The organism is Aquimarina macrocephali JAMB N27, assembly GCF_000520995.1.
GTDB classification, from domain to species: Bacteria; Bacteroidota; Bacteroidia; order Flavobacteriales; family Flavobacteriaceae; genus Aquimarina; species Aquimarina macrocephali.
Genome location: NZ_JACA01000001.1, coordinates 379,603 through 403,919, shown reverse-complemented (window position 1 = coordinate 403,919; position 24,317 = coordinate 379,603). Strand labels below are relative to the sequence as shown.

25 protein-coding genes are annotated in these 24,317 nt (G+C 34.0%); 12 read left to right on the top strand and 13 right to left on the bottom strand.

The features are described from left to right. Positions 1-141 precede the first annotated feature (141 nt). The gene (locus Z054_RS0101945; protein ID WP_024768418.1) at positions 142-2,310 is read right to left on the bottom strand and encodes a prolyl oligopeptidase family serine peptidase; all 2,169 of its coding nucleotides are present in this window, start codon (positions 2,308-2,310) and stop codon (positions 142-144) included. A gap of 199 nt (positions 2,311-2,509) precedes the next feature. Further along, the gene (locus Z054_RS0101935) at positions 2,510-2,878 is read right to left on the bottom strand and encodes a DoxX family membrane protein (RefSeq protein ID WP_024768417.1); all 369 of its coding nucleotides are present in this window, start codon (positions 2,876-2,878) and stop codon (positions 2,510-2,512) included. 196 nt (positions 2,879-3,074) lie between these two features. Here Z054_RS0101935 and Z054_RS0101930 point away from each other — a divergent pair, with 196 nt between their 5' ends. Continuing rightward, a complete protein-coding gene (locus tag Z054_RS0101930; RefSeq protein WP_024768416.1) occupies positions 3,075-5,612 on the top strand; it encodes a M14 metallopeptidase family protein in 2,538 nt (845 codons plus the stop codon). 87 nt (positions 5,613-5,699) lie between these two features. Here the strand turns inward: Z054_RS0101930 and Z054_RS0101925 are convergent, their stop codons facing one another. From Z054_RS0101925 to Z054_RS0101910, 4 genes are all read right to left on the bottom strand, one after another. Next, the gene (locus Z054_RS0101925) at positions 5,700-6,692 is read right to left on the bottom strand and encodes an aspartate-semialdehyde dehydrogenase (RefSeq protein ID WP_024768415.1); all 993 of its coding nucleotides are present in this window, start codon (positions 6,690-6,692) and stop codon (positions 5,700-5,702) included. Positions 6,693-6,927: 235 nt separating this feature from the next. After that, a complete protein-coding gene (gene mscL / locus Z054_RS0101920; protein WP_024768414.1) occupies positions 6,928-7,344 on the bottom strand; it encodes a large conductance mechanosensitive channel protein MscL in 417 nt (138 codons plus the stop codon). Positions 7,345-7,444: 100 nt separating this feature from the next. After that, positions 7,445-8,557, bottom strand: a complete 1,113-nt coding sequence (gene alr, locus Z054_RS0101915; protein WP_024768413.1) for an alanine racemase — start codon at positions 8,555-8,557, stop codon at positions 7,445-7,447. Beyond that, positions 8,550-9,197 (bottom strand): thymidine kinase, encoded by a 648-nt coding sequence (locus tag Z054_RS0101910; RefSeq protein WP_024768412.1) that lies wholly within the window; start codon positions 9,195-9,197, stop codon positions 8,550-8,552. Before Z054_RS0101910 ends, alr begins: the two co-directional genes overlap by 8 nt. A gap of 105 nt (positions 9,198-9,302) precedes the next feature. Here Z054_RS0101910 and Z054_RS0101905 point away from each other — a divergent pair, with 105 nt between their 5' ends. The 9 genes from Z054_RS0101905 (at position 9,303) to Z054_RS0101865 (ending at position 15,571) form a co-directional block, all read left to right on the top strand. Beyond that, positions 9,303-10,145 (top strand): hypothetical protein, encoded by an 843-nt coding sequence (locus Z054_RS0101905; RefSeq protein ID WP_024768411.1) that lies wholly within the window; start codon positions 9,303-9,305, stop codon positions 10,143-10,145. 9 nt (positions 10,146-10,154) lie between these two features. Continuing rightward, on the top strand, positions 10,155-10,499 hold the full coding sequence (locus tag Z054_RS0101900; RefSeq protein ID WP_316929912.1) for a DoxX family protein: 345 nt from the start codon (positions 10,155-10,157) through the stop codon (positions 10,497-10,499). After that, a complete protein-coding gene (gene rsmI / locus Z054_RS0101895) occupies positions 10,499-11,170 on the top strand; it encodes a 16S rRNA (cytidine(1402)-2'-O)-methyltransferase (RefSeq protein WP_024768409.1) in 672 nt (223 codons plus the stop codon). The genes Z054_RS0101900 and rsmI overlap by 1 nt, the downstream gene beginning before the upstream one ends. A 60-nt stretch (positions 11,171-11,230) precedes the next feature. After that, complete coding sequence (locus Z054_RS0101890; RefSeq protein ID WP_024768408.1) at positions 11,231-11,929, top strand: M50 family metallopeptidase; 699 nt, start codon at positions 11,231-11,233, stop codon at positions 11,927-11,929. A 267-nt stretch (positions 11,930-12,196) separates the two neighbouring features. Next, positions 12,197-12,943 carry a hypothetical protein gene (locus tag Z054_RS0101885; protein ID WP_024768407.1) on the top strand — a complete coding sequence of 249 codons (747 nt, stop codon included), beginning with the start codon at positions 12,197-12,199 and terminating at the stop codon, positions 12,941-12,943. A 19-nt stretch (positions 12,944-12,962) separates the two neighbouring features. Further along, positions 12,963-13,634, top strand: coding sequence for a hypothetical protein (locus Z054_RS0101880; RefSeq protein ID WP_024768406.1), 672 nt, complete (start codon positions 12,963-12,965; stop codon positions 13,632-13,634). A 78-nt stretch (positions 13,635-13,712) separates the two neighbouring features. Then, positions 13,713-13,868, top strand: coding sequence for a hypothetical protein (locus Z054_RS31530; protein ID WP_161635231.1), 156 nt, complete (start codon positions 13,713-13,715; stop codon positions 13,866-13,868). Between the two features lie 196 nt (positions 13,869-14,064). Further along, complete coding sequence (locus Z054_RS0101870; RefSeq protein ID WP_024768405.1) at positions 14,065-14,847, top strand: sensor histidine kinase; 783 nt, start codon at positions 14,065-14,067, stop codon at positions 14,845-14,847. Positions 14,848-14,917: 70 nt separating this feature from the next. Next, on the top strand, positions 14,918-15,571 hold the full coding sequence (locus Z054_RS0101865; RefSeq protein WP_024768404.1) for a response regulator transcription factor: 654 nt from the start codon (positions 14,918-14,920) through the stop codon (positions 15,569-15,571). A 270-nt stretch (positions 15,572-15,841) separates the two neighbouring features. Here Z054_RS0101865 and Z054_RS0101860 read toward each other — a convergent pair whose 3' ends face one another. Beyond that, on the bottom strand, positions 15,842-16,432 hold the full coding sequence (locus Z054_RS0101860) for a carboxymuconolactone decarboxylase family protein (RefSeq protein WP_024768403.1): 591 nt from the start codon (positions 16,430-16,432) through the stop codon (positions 15,842-15,844). 129 nt (positions 16,433-16,561) lie between these two features. Between Z054_RS0101860 and recJ the strand changes: the two genes are divergently transcribed. Together recJ and Z054_RS0101850 are read left to right on the top strand one after the other, a co-directional pair. Then, on the top strand, positions 16,562-18,247 hold the full coding sequence (gene recJ, locus Z054_RS0101855) for a single-stranded-DNA-specific exonuclease RecJ (RefSeq protein ID WP_024768402.1): 1,686 nt from the start codon (positions 16,562-16,564) through the stop codon (positions 18,245-18,247). A gap of 61 nt (positions 18,248-18,308) precedes the next feature. Further along, entirely contained in the window at positions 18,309-18,662 is a 354-nt protein-coding gene (locus tag Z054_RS0101850; protein ID WP_024768401.1) for a hypothetical protein, read from the top strand. 178 nt (positions 18,663-18,840) lie between these two features. Here Z054_RS0101850 and Z054_RS0101845 read toward each other — a convergent pair whose 3' ends face one another. From Z054_RS0101845 to accB, 6 genes are all read right to left on the bottom strand, one after another. After that, entirely contained in the window at positions 18,841-19,782 is a 942-nt protein-coding gene (locus Z054_RS0101845) for an alpha/beta fold hydrolase (RefSeq protein WP_024768400.1), read from the bottom strand. A gap of 111 nt (positions 19,783-19,893) precedes the next feature. After that, positions 19,894-20,349, bottom strand: a complete 456-nt coding sequence (locus Z054_RS0101840; protein WP_035090123.1) for a 3-oxoacyl-ACP synthase — start codon at positions 20,347-20,349, stop codon at positions 19,894-19,896. 4 nt (positions 20,350-20,353) lie between these two features. Further along, positions 20,354-21,031, bottom strand: coding sequence for a monofunctional biosynthetic peptidoglycan transglycosylase (gene mtgA / locus Z054_RS0101835; protein ID WP_035090120.1), 678 nt, complete (start codon positions 21,029-21,031; stop codon positions 20,354-20,356). A gap of 18 nt (positions 21,032-21,049) precedes the next feature. After that, complete coding sequence (locus tag Z054_RS0101830) at positions 21,050-22,162, bottom strand: NAD(P)/FAD-dependent oxidoreductase (RefSeq protein ID WP_024768397.1); 1,113 nt, start codon at positions 22,160-22,162, stop codon at positions 21,050-21,052. 210 nt (positions 22,163-22,372) lie between these two features. Then, positions 22,373-23,722, bottom strand: a complete 1,350-nt coding sequence (gene accC, locus Z054_RS0101825; RefSeq protein WP_024768396.1) for an acetyl-CoA carboxylase biotin carboxylase subunit — start codon at positions 23,720-23,722, stop codon at positions 22,373-22,375. 88 nt (positions 23,723-23,810) lie between these two features. Continuing rightward, complete coding sequence (accB, locus tag Z054_RS0101820) at positions 23,811-24,293, bottom strand: acetyl-CoA carboxylase biotin carboxyl carrier protein (protein WP_024768395.1); 483 nt, start codon at positions 24,291-24,293, stop codon at positions 23,811-23,813. Between the last annotated feature and the right edge of the window lie 24 nt (positions 24,294-24,317).

The following is a 24,317-nucleotide window of genomic DNA, read 5'->3' as shown; positions in this document are numbered from 1 at the left end:
CCGCCTCTTTTCAGAAAACGGATTTTTTATTTTTTTAAGACGAGTTCTTAGTGAAGTGATTTAAACTTTTTTCAATTCGCTATAAAAAATAACTATTTTTCGCCAGAATCAAAAAAGTTTAAATCACTTCAGTTAAAAAGGCTATCCTTTTACTTCGTCGGTAACTTTTTCTGGTAATACTTCGTATCCCATATTGTAGAGTGTAAAACCAAAAATATCGGCATATTGTTCGATAGTTTTGCTTACCGGTGTTCCTGCGCCATGACCGGCTTTGGTTTCAATTCTAATCAATGTAGGATTATCACCTGATTGTTTTGCTTGTAACTGTGCTGCAAACTTAAATGAGTGTGCCGGTACTACACGGTCATCATGATCTCCTGTGGTAACCAGAGTAGCAGGGTATTGAACCCCGGCTTTTACATTATGTACAGGAGAATATCCTTTTATATAATCAAACATCTCCTTATTTTCTTCTGATGTACCATAATCATAGGCCCATCCTGCTCCTGCAGTAAAGGTATGATAGCGTAACATGTCTAAAACACCAACAGCTGGTAATGCCACTTTCATAAGATCTGGTCGCTGTGTCATTGTAGCACCAACAAGTAATCCTCCATTAGATCCACCGCGAATAGCCAAATAATCACTAGATGTATATTTGTTTTCTATAAGATATTCTGCTGCAGCGATAAAATCATCAAATACATTTTGTTTCTGCATTTTTGTTCCGGCAACGTGCCATTTTTTACCATACTCACCACCACCTCTTAGGTTAGGTACTGCATATACTCCGCCTTGCTCCATCCATACCGCATTAGCAATACTAAACGCAGGAGTAAGGCTAATATTAAACCCACCATAACCATATAAGATGGTTGGGTTTTTACCATTAAGCTCCATGCCTTTTTTATAGGTAATAATCATCGGTATTTTTGTACCATCCTTAGAAGTATAAAAAACCTGCTTGCTTTCGTAATTCTCTGGATTGAAGTCGATTTTTGGCTTACGATATAATTCTGAAGTACCTTCGGCAATATTGTATTTATAAATACTACTTGGTGTTTTATAATTGGTAAAGGAGTAATACAGTTCTTTTTCTTCTTTTTGGCTTTCGAAATCTTTTATGCTTCCTACTCCAGGTAATTCTACTTCACGAATTAATTTACCATCATAATCATATTGCATTACTTTAGAAACAGCATCAACCATATATTCTGCAAAGAAGTATCCTCCTCCAGTATTAGGACTTAATACATTTTCAGTTTCAGGAATAAAATCTTTCCAGTTCTCTGGAGTTGGATTAGAGGCATCTACCGTTACAATTTTCTGGTTGGGCGCATTTAAATTAGTAACAAGATAGAGCTTAGAACCTACATTTTCTATAATATAGGTGTCACTATCTGTAGTTCCCATAATAGTAACAAGTTTACTATTTGGATTTGTAAGGTCTTTGATAAATAACTTATTTCCTGATGTAGAAACACTGGCAGAAATAATAAGATACTGATCATCCTCTGTAACATTTGCACCAATATATCGGTGTTTTTCTTCTGGTGTACCTCCAAAAATTAAAGCATCGTCTTTTTGAGAAGTACCCAGGGTATGGTAGTATACCTTGTGTTGATCTGTTTTGGCAGAAAGCTCACTTCCTTCTGGCTTATCGTAGCTAGAGTAGTAAAAGCCTTCGTTACCTTTCCAGGATATTCCAGAAAACTTAACATCAACAATAGTATCTTCTATGATCTCTTTGGTTTCAGCATTTTTAACAATTACTTTACGCCAGTCACTACCTCCTTCAGAAATAGCATAGGCTACTAGTTTTCCGTTTTTAGAAAAAAATGCTCCACCTAGAGATGTTGTACCATCTTTACTAAAGGTATTAGGATCCAGAAAAACTTCGGGATCATCATCTTCATTCTTAAAACGATAGATAACATATTGATTTTGAAGTCCGTCATTCTTATAAAAATAGCTATAATCTCCTTCTTTAAAAGGAGCGCCAACTTTTTCATAATTCCAAAGGTCGGATAGGCGTTTTTTTAGATCTTTTCTAAAAGGGATCTTTTCTAAATACCCAAAAGTAGTTTTGTTTTGTGTAGCCACCCAGTCTTCGGTCTCTTTGCTACGATCATCTTCTAACCACCGATATGGATCTTCTACTTGAGTACCAAAATATGTATCTACTGTATCAACTGTTTTAGTTTCAGGGTAGTTCAATGCAATGGTAGTTTTAGAGGGTTCTTCTTTAGTTTCGTTTTTGCAAGCCATCATTATTGTAATGATGGATAATACAAGGAATGCTTTTTTCATGATGTAATGCGTTAATATGATTCACAAATCTATCAAAAGATGTGTCTATAAATGCTAAAGAAAATATAAAAAAGACTGCTCCGCAATTAACCTGTAAAGAAAGTAAGGTTTCTACCATATTGCTTTGGGGTATAGCAACATGTAGGATTAATATGCAGGAGCAGTCAGAATTTTCTGTAAGAAACGAAAAATTTTGGTCTTAGAAAAGTGTTTTATACTTGTCCCAATATTTAAATATTAAGAAAGCGTTTATAAGGAAGACTAATGCTCCGGGACCAATGTTGGCAGGATCTAATGTGGCATGGAATAAAATAATATTTACAGAAATAGGAGCTAATAATACCAGGGCAAAGGGAACTGCTTTATTTGTAAGAAGTAAAAGTCCGACAATCACTTCGATAATCCCCACTACCTTTAGTACATAACTACTGGCTAATGCACCAAAAAAAATACCAGCATCGGGATTGGCAAATTCAAAAGCAGGCATGAATTCAAAAAATTTATTACTTCCAAAGACAACTAACATCACTCCGAGTAGTATTCTTAAGGCTAAAATCAACTTGTTCATTTTTATATTTTTAAGGGATTAAATTGCTGTATTAGAGGGAGAAATGTTAAAAACCTTACAAATGTCAAGGAAAACCAGAGTTAAAAAAATACCTTTCAAGATTATAAGTACACTACATTGATTTGTCTCTTAATTATAAGTGACTTCAATTGTTTTTATGTAGCTAATCTATTTAATCTAAAAATCAATGAAACTAATGAACTTGCTAAAAATCAACTTTTTGGTTTGTATATTCTCTGTTTTTTCTGCTACTGCGCAGGATTATTTTTTTAAAGACAAAGCACCTTTTAATACAGAAATTCCTTCACCCGAAGAATTTCTTGGATATCCTATTGGGCAGCAACATACTCGCCATGATCAAATTGTAGCCTATCTTACTAAACTTGCAGAAGTTTCTGATCGGGCAACGATCACTAGCTATGGAAAAACTCATGAAAACAGAAAATTAGTAATACTTACCGTTTCTACTCCAGAAAACCTAAATAAGCTTTCTGTATTAAAACAGCAACATTTAGCATTTACCAATCCTTCTAAAACGCCTACTAATTATGATGCAGTACCAATTTTTGTTCAATTAGGATATAATGTACATGGTAACGAACCTTCTGGTTCAGAAGCAGCTATGTTAACAGCATATACGTTGGTGGCATCTACTGGCGCAGAAGTAAAGAATTATATAGAAAATGCTGTAATCTTTATTGATCCGACAATTAACCCAGATGGACGTGACAGACATACGCAATGGGCTAATCAATATAGAGGAACCCCTTTGGTAAGTGATAATTATGATGCAGAGCATAACGAGATGTGGCCTCGGGGACGTACTAACCATTATTGGTTTGATCTTAATCGTGATTGGTTGCTAGGTATTAACCCAGAGAGTCGAGGAAAACTACAATGGTATCATGAGTGGTATCCTAATGTAGTGACCGACTTTCATGAAATGGGAACGAATAGCACCTATTTTTTTGAACCTATGAAACCCATTGGTTCTCAGGATCCTATTATGCCCAAAGAGAATTATGAGGATCTAAACAATTTATTTGCGCCGTATTTTTCTAAAGCTCTGGATAATATAGGATCATTTTATTTTACTAAAGAAGCTTTTGATGGCACCTATCCTGGATATGGTTCTTCGTATCCTGATTTACAAGGAGCATTAGCACTATTGTTTGAACAAGCTAGTTCTCGCGGACATTTACAGGATACAGAGTATGGAACCATATCGTTTCCATTTACAATTCGTAATCAATATGTATCCAGTATTGCTACTGTTAAAGCTGCAGTTGATAATAAGAGCAAACTACGTAAATACCAACAAGACTTTTTTAAATCAGCAGTTAGCAATACTTTCAAAAAAGGAAATGATGCATATGAGTTCGGAGATGCATATGATCATAATAGAAATAAAGCTTTTATCGATAAACTATTACTTCATCATATAAAGGTTTATAAAAAAGGGACACGTTTTGTAGTGCCTGTAAAGCAGCCTCAACAACGTATGGTACAAACGATTTTTGAAACCTATAATAAGTATCGAGATAGCGTATTTTATGATGCTTCGGCATGGAGCATAGCCAATTTTTATAATATGAAATATAAAGGCATAAAATCCACCGATATGAGTGAAGAAATTCTATCGACAGATGGATTGGTGAATGTGTCAAAAGTATCAAAATCGGACTATGCATATATCATGGATTGGGATGATTATAATGCTCCGGCGGCGTTGTATTTTATGCAGTCTAAAGGATTAAAAGTAGCCTCGGCATTTAAGCCTTTTAGTAGTATAACTTCAGAAGGAAATAAAAGTTTTAATTATGGTAGTGTGATGGTGCCTGTAAGTAAGCAGAAGAAAACCAAAGATGAGGTGTATGCAATTATTAAAGAAGCACAGAACAAGTACGATGTGCCCATATATTCTGTCGATTCTGGTTTTAGTGTATCAGGAATTGATTTAGGGAGCAGGAATTTTCAGAAGTTAGATAAACCAAAAGCATTAGTACTAGTTGGTGAAGGTGTTAGTTCTTATGAAGCAGGAGAGGTATGGCATTTGCTGGATACACGAGTGCATATGCCTATTACAAAATTACAAATGAGCGATTTTGGCAATGCACCTTTAAAGGAATATAATACGCTGGTCCTGGTTTCGGGAAGATATAATACATTAGATTCTCTTCGTCAGAAAAAAATAAAAGATTGGGTATCACAAGGAAATACCTTAATTACAATTGCAAGGGCCTCAAAATGGGCGATTGATAAGAAAATTGTAAAAGAGAAACTTATCAAAAAACCAAAGGATACGACAAAGAATAAAGTAATAAAACGATTACCATATGTTGATGCCGGGGAGAATATTGGTCGCGAACGTTTGGGGGGTGCTATTTTTGAAGTTGATCTGGATATCACTCATCCTTTAGGTTTTGGGTATCGTGATACTTCTCTTCCGATATATAAAAATAATGAAGTGTTTATTGCACCCAGTAAAAACCCATATTCTACGATTGCAAAATATACAGAAAATGCACATATAGATGGTTATATTTCTGCTGATAATTATGAAAATTACTTAAAACCTTCGGCTTCGCTAGTTGTAAGTAAATTAGGTAGTGGACGAGTAATTTTATTTGCGGATAACCCTAATTTTAGAGGTTCATGGTATGGAACCAATCGTCTGTTTTTGAATGCATTGTTTTTAGGAAATCATATATCTGTGCCTAAAGTAAGGGAATGACGAAATTATCATAATAAATTAAAAAGAAGATCCTTGTTTTCACTTTGAAAACAAGGATCTTCTTTTTAATAGTATTGTTAGGATGGATTAACCTATAAGTTCATTTTCAACCAGGTATTCTCCGATTTGTACTGCATTAGTAGCAGCTCCTTTACGTAGATTATCTGATACTATCCACATATTTAAAGCATTCTCTCTAGAGTGATCTCTTCTAATTCTACCAACAAAAACATCGTTTTTACCTTCGGCATAGATTGGCATAGGATACGTATTTGTATCAGGATTATCCTGCACAGTAACTCCAGATGTTTCGTTTAGAAGTTGTCGTATTTCATTTTCATTGAAATCACTAGCAAATTCGAGATTTACACTTTCACTATGGCCACCAACTACAGGAATACGAATTGCTGTTGCTGTTACTGCAATAGTACGGTCATCAAGAATTTTTTGGGTTTCGTTTACCAACTTCATCTCTTCTTTGGTATATCCGTTTTCCTGAAACACATCACAGTGTGGAATAGCATTACGGTGAATAGGGTATGGATATGCCATTTCTCCTTTTTCACCTGCATATTCATTTTCTAATTGCTGTACTGCTTTTACTCCGGTACCTGTTATAGATTGGTATGTAGAAATCACAGCACGGTTTATTTTATATTTATCGTGTAATGGACCTAAAGCCATAACCAATTGTATAGTAGAACAATTAGGGTTGGCAATAATTTTATCTTCTTTGGTCAATGATTTAGCATTGATTTCTGGAACGACTAATTTTTTTGTAGGATCCATTCTCCAGGCAGATGAGTTGTCAATAACAGTTATTCCTGCTTCTGCAAATTTTGGAGCCCATTCTTGAGAAGTACTTCCTCCGGCAGAGAATAAGGCAACATCTGGTTTCATTTCTATGGCAGTAGCAAGTCCTACTACAGAAAACTCCTTACCTTTATATGAAATTTGTTTCCCAATAGATCGTTCAGACGCTACGGGAATTAATTCTGTTACCGGAAAATTTCTTTCTTCTAATACTTTTAACATTACGGTTCCTACCAGACCGGTAGCACCTACTACAGCTACTTTCATCAGTTTATATTTGTTTTCATTTTCGCATAGCGAAAGTCATACACCTTTTAATTTCATACAAATTTGAGGAATATTTCCTAGATGGCAAGCGTTTATATTGAAAATATAAAAATTTGTACTATTTGTATATTATATAACATTATGTAAAAAAGAACCGCCCTAAATTTGGGCGGTTTAGTGTTAGAATATGTAGTATAGCGGTAGCTATAGATAATTCGTTATACTATTGGAGTTTTTATTTTTTTAATAAATCTCGTATCTCGGTTAATAATTCTTCTTGAGTTGGTCCTGCTGGTGCTGCAGGAGCTTCTTCTTCTTTCTTTTTAGATTTTTCATATGCTTTGAGTACCATAAAAATAAATAAACCAACAATAATAAAATTAATTATTGCTTGTATCAAGTTACCATAGGTCATAACGGCAGCTCCCGCTTCTTTAGCAGCGGCAAGAGTAGCATACTCTCCACCATCAAGAGCAATAAACTTTTGAGTAAAATCTGTTCCTCCTGTTATTACACCAACGACAGGCATTATAATATCTGCTACAGCAGAGCCAACAATTTTATTAAATGCACCTCCGATTACAACAGCAGTAGCTAGTGCAACAATGTCTCCTTTTAGTAAGAAAGATTTAAAATCCTTAAAAAACCCCATAATTAATTTTATTTAGATAGTTAGTAATGTACTAATTTAACAAAAATTTAAAATAATTATAAAAGTGTTCCTGCCTAATACGTTTAGATTTCGTTAAAAATCAATTATCGTCGACAACAACACGTTTTACTCTGGGAGAAATTGCAGTAAGTAGTTCATAAGAGATTGTTCCCGAATTTTCGGCTACTATAGCTGCGCTTGAGTCTACATCAAAAATAACGACTTCATCCCCTTCTTTACAATCAATATTGGTAACGTCTACCATGATCATATCCATACATACATTACCAACAACATAAGCTTTTTTATTATGTATGGTTACAAATCCTTTTTTATTTCCATATTGTCTGCTAATCCCATCGGCATGCCCGATAGGTATGGTAGCGGTTTTTGTAAGTTCTGAAGCAATGAATGCCCTGTTATACCCTAATGATTCTCCGGGTTCTAAGGTGTGAATTTGTGAGATTACCGATTTTAACCCAGCTACAGGCTTTAGTGCAGCATCATATTTTGCATCATTTCCGTATCCATACAGTCCTATACCTGCTCGTACCATACCAAAATGTGCTTCGGGATAATTAAGAATCCCAGAAGTATTAGATTGATGAAGTATAGGAGTGTACCCTAACTTATCGATCATATTACGAGTAATTTTTTTAAAAGAATCGATCTGTTGTATTGTAAAATCTCTTTCTGAAGCATCTTCACTAGCCGCCAGGTGAGAAAGAAGAGCAACTACTTTAATAGCTTCAGTAGTATTGAGATTTTCAATAATATGGTCAATATCATTTTCCCAAAAACCAATTCTGTTTAATCCAGTATTAAATTTGATATGTACAGGATACTCTTTTTGATTTAGCATTGTAGCTGTTGCTATAAATGTTTTGAGCACTCTGGAGCTATATAGACTAGGCTCTAATTGGTATTCGATTAATTTTTGAAAATTTACGGGCTGCGGATGCAATACCAAAATAGGAGTTTTTATCCCCGATTCTCGAAGTGCAATACCTTCTGATACATAAGCAACGGCAAAATAATCGGCTCCTATTTTTTCTAAGTGTTTTGCAATTACAGAAGCATCACTACCATATCCCGAAGCTTTTACTACTGCTAAGATTTTGACATTGGAGTTAACCTTGCTTTTTAAATAATTAAAATTATGAGTAAGATGAGCCAGGTTGATTTGCAAAACAGTTTCTTTTACACTACTCATCAGTTTTTTCAGTTTTTTTCGATATTTCTTTAGGGTCTTTAACCTCCATTTGATTTACTTTTTCTTTGAGCATGGCTTTATAATATGCAGCTCGACTTAAAGGTTCATACTCATCTGTTTCTCCTAATAAAACCAAATCATCTTTTGCAGATTTTCTATAGCTAAATTGAGCGAGATTTCCTGTCCTGGTACAAACAGCATGGACTTTGGTAACATATTCTGCAGTAGCCATTAATGCTGGCATTGGTCCAAAAGGATTTCCTTTAAAATCCATATCTAATCCAGCAACGATAACACGAATTCCTTTATTAGCTAAATCATTGCAGACAGCTACAATTTCATCATCAAAGAATTGCGCTTCATCAATTCCAACAACATCACAAGTATCAGCAAGAATTCTAATATTAGCTGCTGCAGGAACAGGGGTAGAACGAATTTCATTAGCGTCATGAGAGACTACCATTTCATCGTTATACCTAACATCAATTGCAGGTTTAAAAATTTCAACACTTTGTTTGGCAAATTGCGCGCGCTTTAATCTGCGAATCAATTCTTCGGTTTTACCCGAAAACATAGAACCACAGATTACTTCTATCCACCCAAATTGCTCTTTATGATTTACCGTATTTTCGAGAAACATTTTGTATTTTTCAGCATCAATTAAAGAAATCCCTTCTCCTTACTCTAAAGATGAGGTAAATTTATTAAAAAACAAAAAGCAGTATTGTAAACGAATAAGAAAGTTATGAAGAAGAAATTGGAAGCGGAACTTATAAGTATTGCCCACAGAATATTACAACTTAAGGATAAGACTACCTTATCACAGTTACAGGAAGAAGCCCGTGAACTATATGAAAAGTTAACCATTCTTAATTTTTCTGAATCTCATTTTACAGGGCCACAACCTACTATTGGTCAGATTAAAGCAGTCTTGGACACTAATGAATCAGATACCTCTGACAAATTAGATGAGTCAGATGAATTAAAAAAAGTAGAGCAAAAAGTCAAAGCTGTTATTAATCCCAAACCAACTTTTGATAAAAAAGAAGAACCTGTTCCCGAACAATTTTCTTCGTCAAAGAGTGATCAAGAGCAAAAAACAGATGATATTGCTGCTATAGAAAATAAACCCGAAATTATTATCGAAGAAATTAATGCAAGGGTTACTGAGGATCTTTTTGTGCCAGCAAATACTAAAGTGACAGAAGAAGCTGTTTCTTTTTCAGATTCGATTCCACCTCAATCAACATATGATAAAAACGATAAGGAAGATGTTACTCCAACTGCAGAGGATATATCTTCTTTACAGAACACAGACGTTAATGATCGGCCTAAATCTCTTAATGATCAATTAAGAAAAGAAATTAATATTGGACTTAACGATCGATTAGCTTTTATAAAATACCTTTTCGGGGGGAGTGCTCCCGATTATAATCGTGTATTATCCCAATTAAATACATTAAGAGAGAAAAGTGAAGCAGAAGAATTTATCACAACTATGATAAAGCCGGATTATCAAAATTGGGAAGGTAAAGAAGAATATGAGGAGCGTTTTATGGATGTTGTTCTTAGTAAATTTGATCACTAAATACAGATTATGAAAATTATATATTGGATTGCCACGATTGCTTTATGCGCTATAATGCTGTACTCTGCTCAGATGTATTTTTTTAAAACTGAAATGGTAAAAGGTTTTTTTGAAAGCTTTAATTATCCAACATACATCGTAATTCCCTTGGCAGTGGCTAAAGTATTAGGAATAACAGCTATTCTAACAAATAAAATAAAATGGCTCAAAGAGTGGGCATATGCCGGTTTTTTCTTTGATTTGGTATTGGCTACGTTAGCACATTATCATGCAGAACACCCTATAGGATTATCAGTATATGCAATTTTAATTCTTATAGTTTCCTACACTATTGGTAAAAAAATAAGACCTTAATGTCAAAATTATACCTTGTACCTACACCGATTGGTAATCTTGATGATATGACTTTTAGAGCGATAAAAGTTCTTGAAGCGGCAGATTTGATATTAGCCGAAGATACTCGAACCAGTGGAAAACTATTGAAGCATTTTGAGATTACTACCCCCATGCAAAGTCACCATATGCATAATGAACATAAAATGGTAGATCGTATTATTCAAAAATTAAGTGCAGGAGAAACTATAGCATTAATAAGTGATGCAGGGACTCCCGCAATAAGCGACCCTGGATTTTTACTCACCAGAGCATGTGTAGAGCAAGGGATAGCCGTAGAATGTCTTCCGGGAGCAACAGCTTTTGTACCTGCTTTGGTTAATAGTGGTTTACCTAATGATAAATTTATTTTTGAAGGGTTTCTACCCGTAAAAAAAGGAAGGCAAACCAGATTAAAACTTTTATCTGAAGAATCTAGAACGATGGTGTTTTATGAATCTCCTCACAAATTGATTAAGACATTAGGAGATTTTGCAACTTATTTTGGTGAAGATCGACAAGTTTCGGTATCACGTGAATTGAGTAAACTGCACGAAGAAACCATACGAGGAACCACAGCAGAAGTCATAAAGCATTTTGAAAAGAAGCCCCCAAAAGGTGAAATTGTAATTATTGTAAAAGGTAAGAAATAGAGGGCTTCAATTTTTAGACATAAAAATCGTTATCTATTTTAAGTATAAAACTTTGAGTGCGTGAAAAACTACCCCTTGCTTTCTATAATAGGAATTAGCTTGCTTGTTTTTTTATTGTGGCAACTACCTTATTTTGGGTTTATACAATATCCATTATTATTGTTAGGTACTTGGTTTCATGAAATGGGCCATGGCTTAACTGCAATACTGGTGGGAGGTAAGTTTATCTACCTCGAAATATATGAAAACGGAGGTGGTGTAGCCTACTCTAATGTTTCGGCTAGTTACTTACCTTTTAAAATCGCCAGAGGTATTACCGCTGCAGGAGGCTTATTAGGTCCGGCAATTTCGGGAGCTATACTTATAGCCTCGGCCAGAAATAGAATAAGTTCTAAAATCGCATTATGGTTACTAATTGCAATAATGGTATTATCATTATGCTTATGGATTCATGAGTTACTGGCATTAATTATCCTAAGTGTTTTTGCCGCACTTCTCTTTTTTATCGCAATTCTACGAGTAAGAAACCTTGAAGCTTTTACGCTCTTGTTTTTAGGAACTCAATGTGTGTTAAGTTCATACCTACAAATAGGATATCTATTTACAAAACAATTCGAACGAGACGGGAAAATCCAATATTCTGATACGCAAATGATTGCGGCTCATCTACCCGGTACCTATTGGATGTGGGCAGTATTAATTTTATTAATTACCATGTATCTGCTGTATAAAAGCTATCGATATTACTTAAAAAAATAATCACTTTATACGCTGGTATAGATTATTGTTTTTTGTCACTCCAACCTTTCGGCCAAGCTCAGGATAAACTAAAGGCTGAGATCCATTTTTACATATATTTTCCTAATAAAAAGCATATAAAAAATCGAAAAAATACTTGAAATTAAAATACGTGGTAAATACGTGTTTTTATACGGTAATTACCTGTAAATTCCTTTTGAAGCAAAGTGTGCAGGTTTTTTTTGATTAACTTTAATACTAATTATTAACTTATAAATATATCATCCAATGGAAAACGTAATCACACAAGAAAGCCCTCTAATTACAGAAAAAGTTTTTAAAGAATCTACCTCTCTATGGAGAAATGCAGATGTACTACAATTAACACATCATTTTCATAAACTAGATCCTGCTAAAGGGCAATATGAACGAGTATATTATTTTAGCATGAGCGATGATGATGTTGAGCGTTTTAATAAGATACAAGAGATTAAGACTTTTACTATGCACATGGCGTTGAAACGTGGATATAAAGAAAAATTTACATTTTTTCCAATTTTTGAGATTGTTGATATAGATGGTAACAAGCAGTACTTTGGTCTGGAAGCTTATCAAAAACCAAGAATCAAGACATTACAAAATAAAGAAGACGAACTGGGATCCGAGATTGTGCCTTTAACCTTTAAGCAAATGATTCATGATAATTGGGAAGAGGTAGATATGAGTCTGGTTGATGATTTGTTTACAGTAAAAACGAAGAAAAAGCCAATGGAAAGAGTAATTTTTTATACGGTAACAGCAGCTTTGATCAATCCCTATTTGCCTAATGGTATTGAAAAAATAAAATTTTATCCTGGATTAGATATGAACAAGTTTCAATATAAGGATATGATATCTTTTACTCCTGTTATTGGGATCACACCCAAGGAGCCAGTAGAAAATATGTTACAACGAGCTGGTATCATAGAGTATAGCGATAATGAGGTATTTATTGAATATTCAAAACCATGTCCACCTACTTGTACAGGAGAATGATCTATCTAATTAGAAACTAATGAGTGAAGAACTTTTTAATATTTTAGGTAGTGTCTCGTCTTTTATAGTGATTATCCCTTTAATATTATCGGGATATAAATTTAAATCACTAAATATTGTACAGAAAAAATTACTGTATTTACTAATAATAGTACTAATAGTAGAATCCGTATCGAATATCCTTTGGTATCAAAAGGTAAACAATTTACCACTGTATCATTTTTTTACGGTAATTCAGTTTTTATTGATTGTTAATATTTATAGGAGAGTATTGTCACAAATGTTTTCAAAGTATTTCTTTGTTAGTTTAAGTATTGGTTTCATTGTATTTGCTATTATCAATATTATATGGTTTCAAGATTTATTTACTTTTAATTCTAATGCAACAACTCTTACTGGAGTGATAGTAATCTTTTTTTCCTTAAGCTATTTTTATGCATTGCTTAAAGAGGTAAAATATAGTGCCCTGGAAACGAATCCTATGTTTTGGATCAATTCTGGATTTTTGATTTATTTTTCTAGCAATTTAATCCTGTTTATTATGAATAATACACTATTCAAAGGGGTTACTGAAGCTAGTTTGATTCTATGGGGATTACATGCTATTATAAATATTGTATTAACTATTTTTTATACAGTAGCTATATGGGTGAAACCCAAAAAAGAGACTAATGAAAATAGTGATTTTTGATCAAATGATTTTGGCCTGAAGTGCTGGTTTTACTGTTTTTTTGAGCTATATTTATGTAAACTTTTAAAACCTAAAATCATGAAAACAATTCGTTTATTATTTTTAACCCCACTGAACTCATTCGTTGTCAGACAGCAGGAAGGGCCTCCAGATAGTAGTGAGCAAAAAAATCCAATACTTAATTGGAAAATAGTAAATCCAGAAGTCATGATATTTGGTTTTTATCAGAATTAGACTAAAACAGGACCGTTTATTTATGAGTATTTAAATCTTGTACACCAACTTGTACACCACCGATAGACTAGTCTGGAAAAGATAATTAATTAAGAAGTAAAGAGCTATATTTTACATGTAGGTTATGAATAAAAAACAAGAAGTATAGCTATTGTATTTGATGTAGCTCTTTACTTTTTTTTATACTATTTGTTTTATGGGTGAACCCGAAGAAGCTGTTGCATTAAAGGTTATAATTATCGGTATGGTGGTGATTTTTTTGCTATCATTATCTGTAATTATATTTTTTATTCTCTATCAACGCAGGTTGTTGGCACAACAGCAGAAACATCAAAAAATAGAGTCTGATTATCAGAAAGAATTACTTAAGACCTCAATTATTAGTCAGGAAGAAGAAAGGAGTAGGATTGCCAAAGAATTACATGATGATGTGGGAGCTATGTTAACCACAACCAAATTGTATTTTGGGCAAATTACACCAGAATTGCCTCCAGAAGAACTTATAGGCATTGCTAAAAAAATGACTTCTTTTCTTGATGATATGATACAAAGTGTACGTAGTATTTCTCAAGATCTAAGACCGGTAGTTCTAGAAAAATTAGGACTGATAGAAGCAATACAAAGCTTGGTGCAAACCATAAATGATTCGGGAAAAATTAGTGTGCATTTTAAAAATAACACTATAAAAACGATTGCCAAATCAAAAGAACTTAACCTATATAGAATCATTCAGGAATTAATTACGAATACACTTAAACACGCAGAGGCTTCTGCAATACATGTTGAGTTAAAAAATGAAAAACGTTCGTTAATTATACTTTATGAAGATGATGGTAAGGGTTTGGAACAAAAAAACCTTTTACATAAAAAAGGGCTAGGGCTCAAAAACATAGAAAGTAGGTTGTCTGTACTTTCTGGAAATATACATTTTTTAAAAAAGAGCTCTGGTATGAAAGTAAAAATTGTAATACCAGTTTGATCATAACAACAGTAAAAAAAACCCCTAAGTAAGTAAAAAGAAGCACTAACAATTTTAATCACAATTAATCATGGAAACTATAAAACTAGGACTGATTGATGATCATAACTTATTTCGTGAAGGTATAAAGTCACTGTTAAAAAGAATGGCCAATATTACATTGGTATTAGAAGCGGTGAGTGGTAAAGACCTGTTAGCACAGTTGAATAATGTGGTTCCGGATGTAATCCTTTTGGATTTAGAGATGGGAGAGATGAATGGTGTGGATACAACTCTAAAATTACAAGAATTGTATCCTGATCTAAAAATTATTATTCTAACAATGCATACAGAAGAAAGAATGATCTCTTATTTGATGGAAGCGGGAGCTAATGGATATCTACTAAAAGATACCACCCAGCATGAGTTAGAAATAGCAATACGATCTACATACGAAAAAGGATTTTATTTTAATTCTTTTGTATCAGAAGCGTTATTAAAAGGGTTGAAGCATAAAACTTCTAAACCCCCTGCTATACGAAAAGATTATCACCTTACTTCTAGAGAATTAGAAGTGTTAGAAGGGATTACTCAAGAGTTTACAACTGCAGAAATTGCAGAGCAACTTTTTCTAAGTGTAAGAACAATTGAAGGACATCGAAAAAATTTAATGGGTAAATTAGGCGTAAAAAATACGGCTGGTTTAGTTATTAAGGCAGTTAAAGAGAAAATCATTTCTGTTTAAACCCGGATTATGTATTAGAACTTTGTTATGAAGCTTTCAAATACCATAAATACGGGTATTTTCTTGATTTTAGCATAGCATCGCTATGGTTAAATTAAAAAATAAAGCAAAGCGTCAGTATTTACAGTAGTTGGAAGATGGAATAAATTTTCTAATGCATAAAGCGGGTCAAATCATTTAGGAAAGTAAAAATAAACCTGTCGGGATTTTAAAATCCCGACAGGTTTCTAATACGAAATATTCTATTATAATCTTTAGCTTCAGAAAATACTAAATATGCTTTCCTTTCTCCCAACCGTGTTTTCCTAGGTATTTTTCACCAGATTCAATAGCTCCTTCCTCAACCATTGTGCCCATAGAATCATTCCAGCGATTTAGATATCCAAATAAAGAAATCACGCCTAGCATTTCTACAATTTCTCCTTCATTCCAGTATTTATATAATTCTTCTTTGATGGTGTCATCTACAGCATTAGGAACCATCGATGCAGCAAGCGAAAAATCAAGTGCTGCACGTTCTGCATCACTAAAAGCGGCATGCGTTTTATACTCCCATATATTATCTAATTGCTCTTGCTCTGCTCCATATCGTTCGGCCGCACGAATAGCATGTGCCTGGCAATATCTACATCCTGTAGCGTTACTGCTTACCCAAGCAATCATACGTTTTAATGCAGAAGTTACTTTACCTTCATTTGCCATTACGGCTTTGTTAAGGTTGATAAATGCTTTAGAAATAGCTGGCCTTCTTTGCATAGTAAGTACAGAATTAGGGCAAAACCCTAAGGTTTCATTAAAAAATTCTGCTAATTCTCTGGTTTCTGGATCATGATCTGCCGATAATGGAGTAACTAATGCCATATTCTATTTTTTTTTTGAGTTTAAACGTATAATTTTTAGCAAAGCAAAATACAAAACTAATGTCAAATCAAGAGAGGTCAGGATGTTTTTTGTACTTTGGATTTTTTAATATAGGAATTTACCGCACGAATGAGATGGACACTACAACCAAAACCTGATATTTCAACAATAGAAAATCTGGCAAAAACTCTTAATGTAGATACAATAATTGCTTCGCTATTAGTGCAAAGAGGGATAACAACTTTTGATCAGGCCAAAAAATTCTTTAGACCGTCTTTAGAAGATATACACGATCCTTTTTTGATGAAAGATATGGATAAGGCAACTGTCAGAATCCAAAAAGCAATTGCTAATGGCGAAAACATAATGGTATATGGCGATTATGATGTAGATGGTACCACATCTGTAGCATTACTGTCTTCTTATTTAAAAACCTTATCCAATCAAATTGCTACATATATTCCTGATCGGTATGGTGAGGGATATGGGATATCATATATGGGAATTGATTATGCTCATGATAATGATATTTCTCTTATTGTTGCTTTAGATTGTGGGATTAAAGCTATAGAGAAGGTAGCGTATGCCAAAGAAAAAGGAATCGACTTCATCATTTGTGATCACCATAGACCAGGAGATAAAATTCCTGATGCAGTCGCGGTTTTAGATCCAAAACGTAAGGATTGCGAATACCCATATAAAGAATTATGCGGTTGTGGAGTAGGGTTTAAATTGATTCAGGGATTGGCAGTTGATCAAAATCAGACTATAGAAGATTTGTTTCCATATTTAGACCTGGTGGCTACTGCAATTGGCGCAGATATTGTGCCAATAACAGGTGAGAATCGTGTATTGGCATATTATGGCTTACAAGTTATTAATGCAAATCCAAGAATTGGATTTAGGGCAATGTTATCTGAAGTGAAAAAAGAAACTTTAACGATAACAGATTTGGTGTTTATCATCGCACCCAGGATTAATGCAGCCGGAAGAATGAAACATGGATTACATGCTGTTAATTTATTGACAGAAGAAAATCTTGATATTGCATTACAATATGCCGCAGAAATAGAATTGTATAACACCAATAGAAAAGATGCTGATAAAAACATAACTCAAGAAGCATTAGAACAGATACTTCAGAATAAAGAAGAGGATAGATATACTACTGTGGTGTATGAAGAAAATTGGCATAAAGGAGTGATAGGTATTGTAGCATCACGATTAACAGAGACGTATTATCGTCCAACTTTGGTTTTTACAAAAAGTGGCTCGAAGTTAGCAGCTTCTGCAAGATCTGTAAAGGGATATGATGTGTATAATGCATTAGAAGCCTGTTCTGAGCATATAGAACAGTTTGGAGGCCATAAATATGCTGCAGGTTTGACATTAGAAGAAAAGCAATATCTGCCGTTTAAGCAAAAATTTGAAGAAGTAGTGTCTTCTACTATTGATAAAAAAATGCTTATCCCCGAGATATCTATTAATGCATCTCTTGAATTAGATCAAATCACCCCTAAATTCTATCGTATTTTAAAACAATTTGCTCCATATGGTCCAGGAAACATGGCCCCGGTATTTATGACAGAAGGATTAAATGATACCGGATATGGAAAACGTGTAGGAGGTGATGAGAAACATTTAAAATGTAGAGTACAAAAAAATGGAGTTGCTATTGGAACTATTGGCTTTAATCTTGGTCCTAAATATGATTTGATAACCGAAGGGCAACACTTTAAAGCTGCGTATACTATCGACGAAAATGAGTGGAACGGAGAAGTATCTCTTCAATTAAAGTTGAAAGATATAAATTAACTTATTTTTATTTAGATTTATTATAAATAGTTACTATTTTTGATTCAAATATGTATTCAGGATGAACGCTATAGATAAAATATACAGTAACGAATTAGGTATTTCTTTCTTTTGGAAACAAGAAAAGCATATTTCAACGCCTAGAGTTCAGTTGGTATTTAGAGATATTGGATTTTTACTTACTTTAAATGAATTAAAGGATTTTTCTAATTCTTGTACTACTACTATTGAATCTCAATGCTGTAATCAATGCAAAAATTCACAACAGTGTAAATCATTATTATTGAGAACACCTTCTGATAAGATAGATTTAGCAGTAAGTAGAGAAGAGGTTCATCAAATCCAGGAACTAATCAAGGGTACTATTTTTAGAGTAGAGTTAAAAGATTGGGTGAGGAACCTATCTCTTAATTGAACCCGTGCGTAGATAAGGTTTTAATTGTCAGTCTGAGCCTGTCGAAGACATTTGAAAACCCGTATTTGAAAGTACTTCGACAGGCTCAGTGTGACAAGAAATTTTAAACCCTACCCTTAACTTAAAATCATTATCCGGATTTATGTATTAGAAAATCTATTTCATGTGAGAAATGGTTTTATTCTTTTTTATATAAAAACTCAACAATTTTATACGTGATTTCTTTTGCTTTTGTTTCCTGCAAAAAATGTTTCTCATCTATAAAATGAATATCTTCATTCTTAACCTTTAGTGCATTAGCTGCATGAACTTGTTGTGGAGGCCATTGTAGCATTGTGTCATGTATCCCCCATATAACAGTAACAGGGATATTGATATTTTCAAAAACATCTGAGTAGTCAGGTAATTCATTACAGGTTTGACTATAGAAATAATACATAGCATGTGTTTTACCTTCTAATAAAGGAGTTTTATATCCTTCTACATCAAGAGAATTTAAAACGTTTTCTTTAAGTCCTTGATTAAATAGATTTTTGAGCAAGGTATTGGTTGTAACTCCATTTCTATAACCCCACATAGCTGTTTTGGCTAGACCTCCCGGTTTCATACGTACAGGAGGGTAAAATCCAGCATCATAAATGATGGTATTAAGTACAATTAGTTTTTCGATTTTATCAGGAGCTTGTTTCATAAGTTCCCAGGTCCATAATCCACCAGCATCATGCATAACATGAGACCAGGTATCGATGCCCAATGCCTCCATAAGTTGTAACAAGCGTTTGGCATGATTTTCTCCGTTATAGATTTCAAAACCTTCTGGAGAATCGCTAGAGCCATACCCTAACATATCAGGAACAATGACACGATATCCATTTGCCACCAAGGGGTCGATCATTTTACGATACAACCATCCCGAGGTAGGTACGCCATGTAATAATAAAATTGCAGGCCCTTTTCCTTTATCTATATATTTAATTAAACCATCATCTGTAGGATATAATCTTTGATCAGATCTAAAATCTTCATAGGTGATTTGATTTTTCCTGATTTTGGTATTCTCGTATGGTTTACACGAAAAAAGCAATACCCCTATTAGGGTAAGCACAAAAAATTTATTCATGGTAAAGATGATTTATGAACTGGCAATTTACTTAAAATCATTTTTGTATGCTATACAGGTTCAAAAATTTAATAGCCGCTATGTTTAAAACCAGATTTTTTTATTCCTTATCTAGGAGACTTGTTTGATTATTATTTCATTTCCATTAAAGCTAAAAGAATCACCAGTGGTTTTTCCCAATAGTAATTTACCAATAGGAGAATTAGCAGCTATGGCAAAATAGGATTTATTTTCTATAGAGAGTTTACCAACAGAGATGCTAATAAAATAATGACCTTGTGAGGTAATCACTAGACTGCCTAAATGAATATGTTCTGAAGGAGAAATTTTAATCTTCGCTAAGACTTCTTGCAGTTTCTGTACTTCGGCTAATTGTTTTCCTGCTTTTTCACGTTCTAATTGTAACATTGCTCGCCCGGTTTCATGTTTATCTCCAGCAGTACTTTTGGTTTCAGAAGTTAAAGATTCTTGAATACCAGTAATAGTATTTTGAATTCTTTGTAATCTTTGATCTACATAATTTTGGCATTGATGAAGTATTTCTTCTTTGATTTTTTGTGGATTCATATTACTATTTCTTATCAAATACTAAAGTACCGTAATTACGCATTTGTATCATAATCCATTTTTTTCTTTTTTTGGTGTATGCCGAAGGAGGATTTGCCAAAAAGCGTATGGGATTAGGAAGTATTGCTGCAATAGCTGCAGCTTCATCCTTATTGAGTGCAACTGCAGAGGTGTTAAACCAAAATTGGGCAGCAGCTTCGGCTCCATAGATGCCATCTCCCATTTCTATACTGTTCAGATAAATTTCGAGAATACGTTCTTTACTCCAGAAAGTCTCTATCAAAAATGTAAAATAGGTTTCAAATCCTTTTCGTATCCAGCTGCGATGAGGCCATAAAAAAATATTTTTGGAAGTTTGTTGAGAAATCGTACTTGCGCCTCGCAATCGTTTACCAGATTTATATGCTGCCATTGCTTTTTCGATAGCTTCTTTGTCAAAACCATGATGGTCAATAAACCGTTGATCTTCACTGCAAATAATTGCTAGTTGCAGATTCTTAGAAATCTTAGATAATGGTACCCATTGATGGCGAATAGTATACTTATTTTTAGATTGTAACTTTCGAATTCCCATTAACGGGGTAGCAGGAACATTAACCCATGTATATATGAGTACCCACAGCACACTTAATATGATAAATGCGATGCAGCTTTTAAGTATAAAACGGAAGTATTTTTTCATAATTCAACAGGAATCGACTTATAAAAGATCAGCTAATTCTGCACCTACCAAACTTCCTATTGCAACTCCCATTCCGCCCTGGCGCACACCGCAAAATACGTTTTGGGATAATTGTTTAACAATAGATTGTTTTTGATTTCCTACACCCATAATTCCGCTCCAGCGATGATTGATTTCAAAATTAATATCGGGCAAAATGATATCTCGTAAAATTTCTTCTAATTTTTGTTGTACCAACTCTGTTTGAGCTAAATCTGTAGTTTCTTCTGCCTTAAAATCTAGATTTCGACCTCCACCAAATAAGATTCTGTTATCAATATTTCTAAAATAATAATATCCTTTATCTAGATGAAATGTTCCTTTAATGTGTAAATTTTCTATAGGCTGGGTAATCAAAACCTGAGCACGAGCAGGTTTTACTTCCTGAATTCCTAATTGAGAAGCAAAACCATTTGTAGCAATCAATACTTTGTTTGTAGAGAACGTAAATTGATCGGTTTTTATTTTAACAGCAGTGTTGTCATCATCAAAAGTTTCGACGGTACAATTATTTAGAATCTTAATCCCAGAATTTTGAACCTTTTTTAGTAATGCTTCCATCATTTTTCCGGTATCGATTTGACCTTCAAATTGATTAATGATGTATTGAGGCTGGATATTTTCAAAATTAAAAACATTATCACTTATGCCAAAAACGTCATCTTTAAAGATTGGTTTCAATAAGGTGTTTATTTGCTCTCTTTTTGAAAAACAATCTTCATAAAGAGCTTGATCATTTTTGGTAAAAAGTTCATATCCTCCGTTTTGATGATAGCCGATAGTCTGATCTCCCAGATGTTTTCTCAATAGTTGAAGCCCATTGTGTCTTTTTTTAACAAGCTGCAATACTTCTTCTTCACTGTGCGAGTTTAGGTCGTCCAGAATTTCAGAGAGGCTTCCAAAACAAGCAAAGCCTGCATTCTTGGTACTAGCGCCATTGGGTAATATACCACGCTCCAGAATAAGAACTTTGGCTTTCGGAAAATTATTTTGCAATCTTAATGCGCAAGTAAGCCCTACAATACCGCTTCCGATAATAGTAAAATCAATATTAGATAACCAAGTTTTATGTTCCCAATAGCTAAAATTCAAAGTACAAGAGGTATTATTTGTTAGAAAAACAAATATAGTCGTTCCTAAAGAGATTTTACGATTTCTTGTATAGTTACACTAGTAGAAAATACATTTTTAAGAAAGTGTTCTTAAAAGTGGTTAGGGGTAGAATCTTGTTATTTTGAAAATGTAATTTTTGATGGTAAGTAAAAGCAAAAAAAAGCCTCATTGCTGAGGCTTAATTGGTTGTTATTCAGTTGGGTCTTCCATTTCAAAATCTTCCATAAACTTAGTGGTGTAATTTCCAGCTATATATTCTGGATGATCCATAAGTTGTCTGTGAAAAGGAACGGTAGTTTTTATACCTTCTACTACGAATTCGTCTAATGCTCTCTTCATTTTATTAATTGCCTCTTCACGTGTTTGCGCGGTGGTTATTAACTTGGCAATCATAGAATCATAGTTAGGCGGAATAATATACCCACTATATACGTGAGTATCTACTCGCACACCATGGCCTCCAGGTATATGCAAATTGGTAATTTTACCTGGTGAAGGTCGAAAATCTTTATATGGATCTTCTGCATTGATCCTACATTCTATAGAGTGTAATTGTGGAAAATAGTTTTTACCCGAAATTGGTATTCCGGCAGCAACAAGAATTTGTTCTCTAATTAAATCATAATCGACTACTTGTTCTGTAATAGGATGTTCTACTTGGATACGAGTATTCATTTCCATAAAGTAGAAATTACGGTGTTTGTCAACCAAAAATTCTACAGTTCCTGCTCCTTCATATTTGATATATTCTGAAGCTTTTACTGCAGCTTCTCCCATTTTTTTACGCAATTCGTCTGTCATGAATGGCGAAGGAGTTTCTTCTGTAAGTTTTTGGTGTCTACGTTGTATCGAGCAATCTCTTTCGGATAAATGACAAGCTCTACCATTGCTATCTCCTACAATCTGAATTTCGATATGGCGTGGCTCTTCGATAAGTTTTTCCATATACATACCGTCGTTACCAAAAGCAGCGGCAGCTTCTTGTCTGGCACTATCCCATGCTTTTCTCAAGTCTTCTTTTGCCCATACGGCTCGCATACCTTTTCCACCACCACCGGCTGTAGCTTTTAGCATTACAGGGTATCCCATTTCATCGGCAAGCTTTTCGGTTTCTTCAAAAGAATCCAGAATACCTTCACTACCTGGGATTGTAGGCACTCCTGCTGCTTTCATAGTCGCTTTTGCAGAGGCTTTATCACCCATCTGATCAATCATTTCAGCACTGGCACCAATAAATTTTATTTCGTGCTCTTCACAAATCTTAGAAAACTTAGCGTTCTCAGAAAGGAAACCATAACCTGGATGTATTGCATCTGCATTTGTGATTTCTGCAGCTGCAATAATATTAGACATTTTAAGGTAAGATTCATTACTGGGTGCAGGTCCGATACAAACTGCTTCATCTGCGAAACGTACATGTAAACTTTCTGCATCTGCTGTAGAATAGACTGCAACGGATTTTATCCCCATTTCTTTGCAGGTTCTGATTACACGCAATGCAATCTCACCTCTATTTGCAATTAGAATTTTTTTAAACATAACTTCTTAGAAATTATAATATTCAAACAACAAATTCCAATTCTCAATATGTGATTTGAAATTTAAAGATTTGAAATTATGGGTTTAATTATGATGGGTCTACTAAGAATAGTGGTTGATCAAATTCTACTGGAGAAGAGTCATCGACTAATACTTTTACAATTTTACCAGAAACTTCACTTTCAATTTCATTAAAGAGTTTCATCGCCTCAATAATACAAAGTACATCTCCTTCTTTTATTGAATCACCAACTTCTACAAACGTAGGTTTGTCTGGTGATGGTTTTCTGTAGAGTGTACCTATTATAGGTGATTTAATAGTTATGTATTTCGAATTATCGTCAGAAGCACTTTCTTCAACAACTGCTGCAGGTGTAATTGCAGTGGGTGCTGGTTGTACGGGAGCTACCACTTGAGGAGTTACTGGCATTTGTTGTACAAATGTGGTTTCTTTACCATCTTCTGATGCAGTTTTAATGGTGATTTTAATGTCATCCATTTCTAACTTTACTTCGCTAGCCCCTGATTTGGCTACGAATTTAATTAAATTCTGAATTTCTTTTAAATCCATAATGTTGGGTATTGTGTGTTTTAG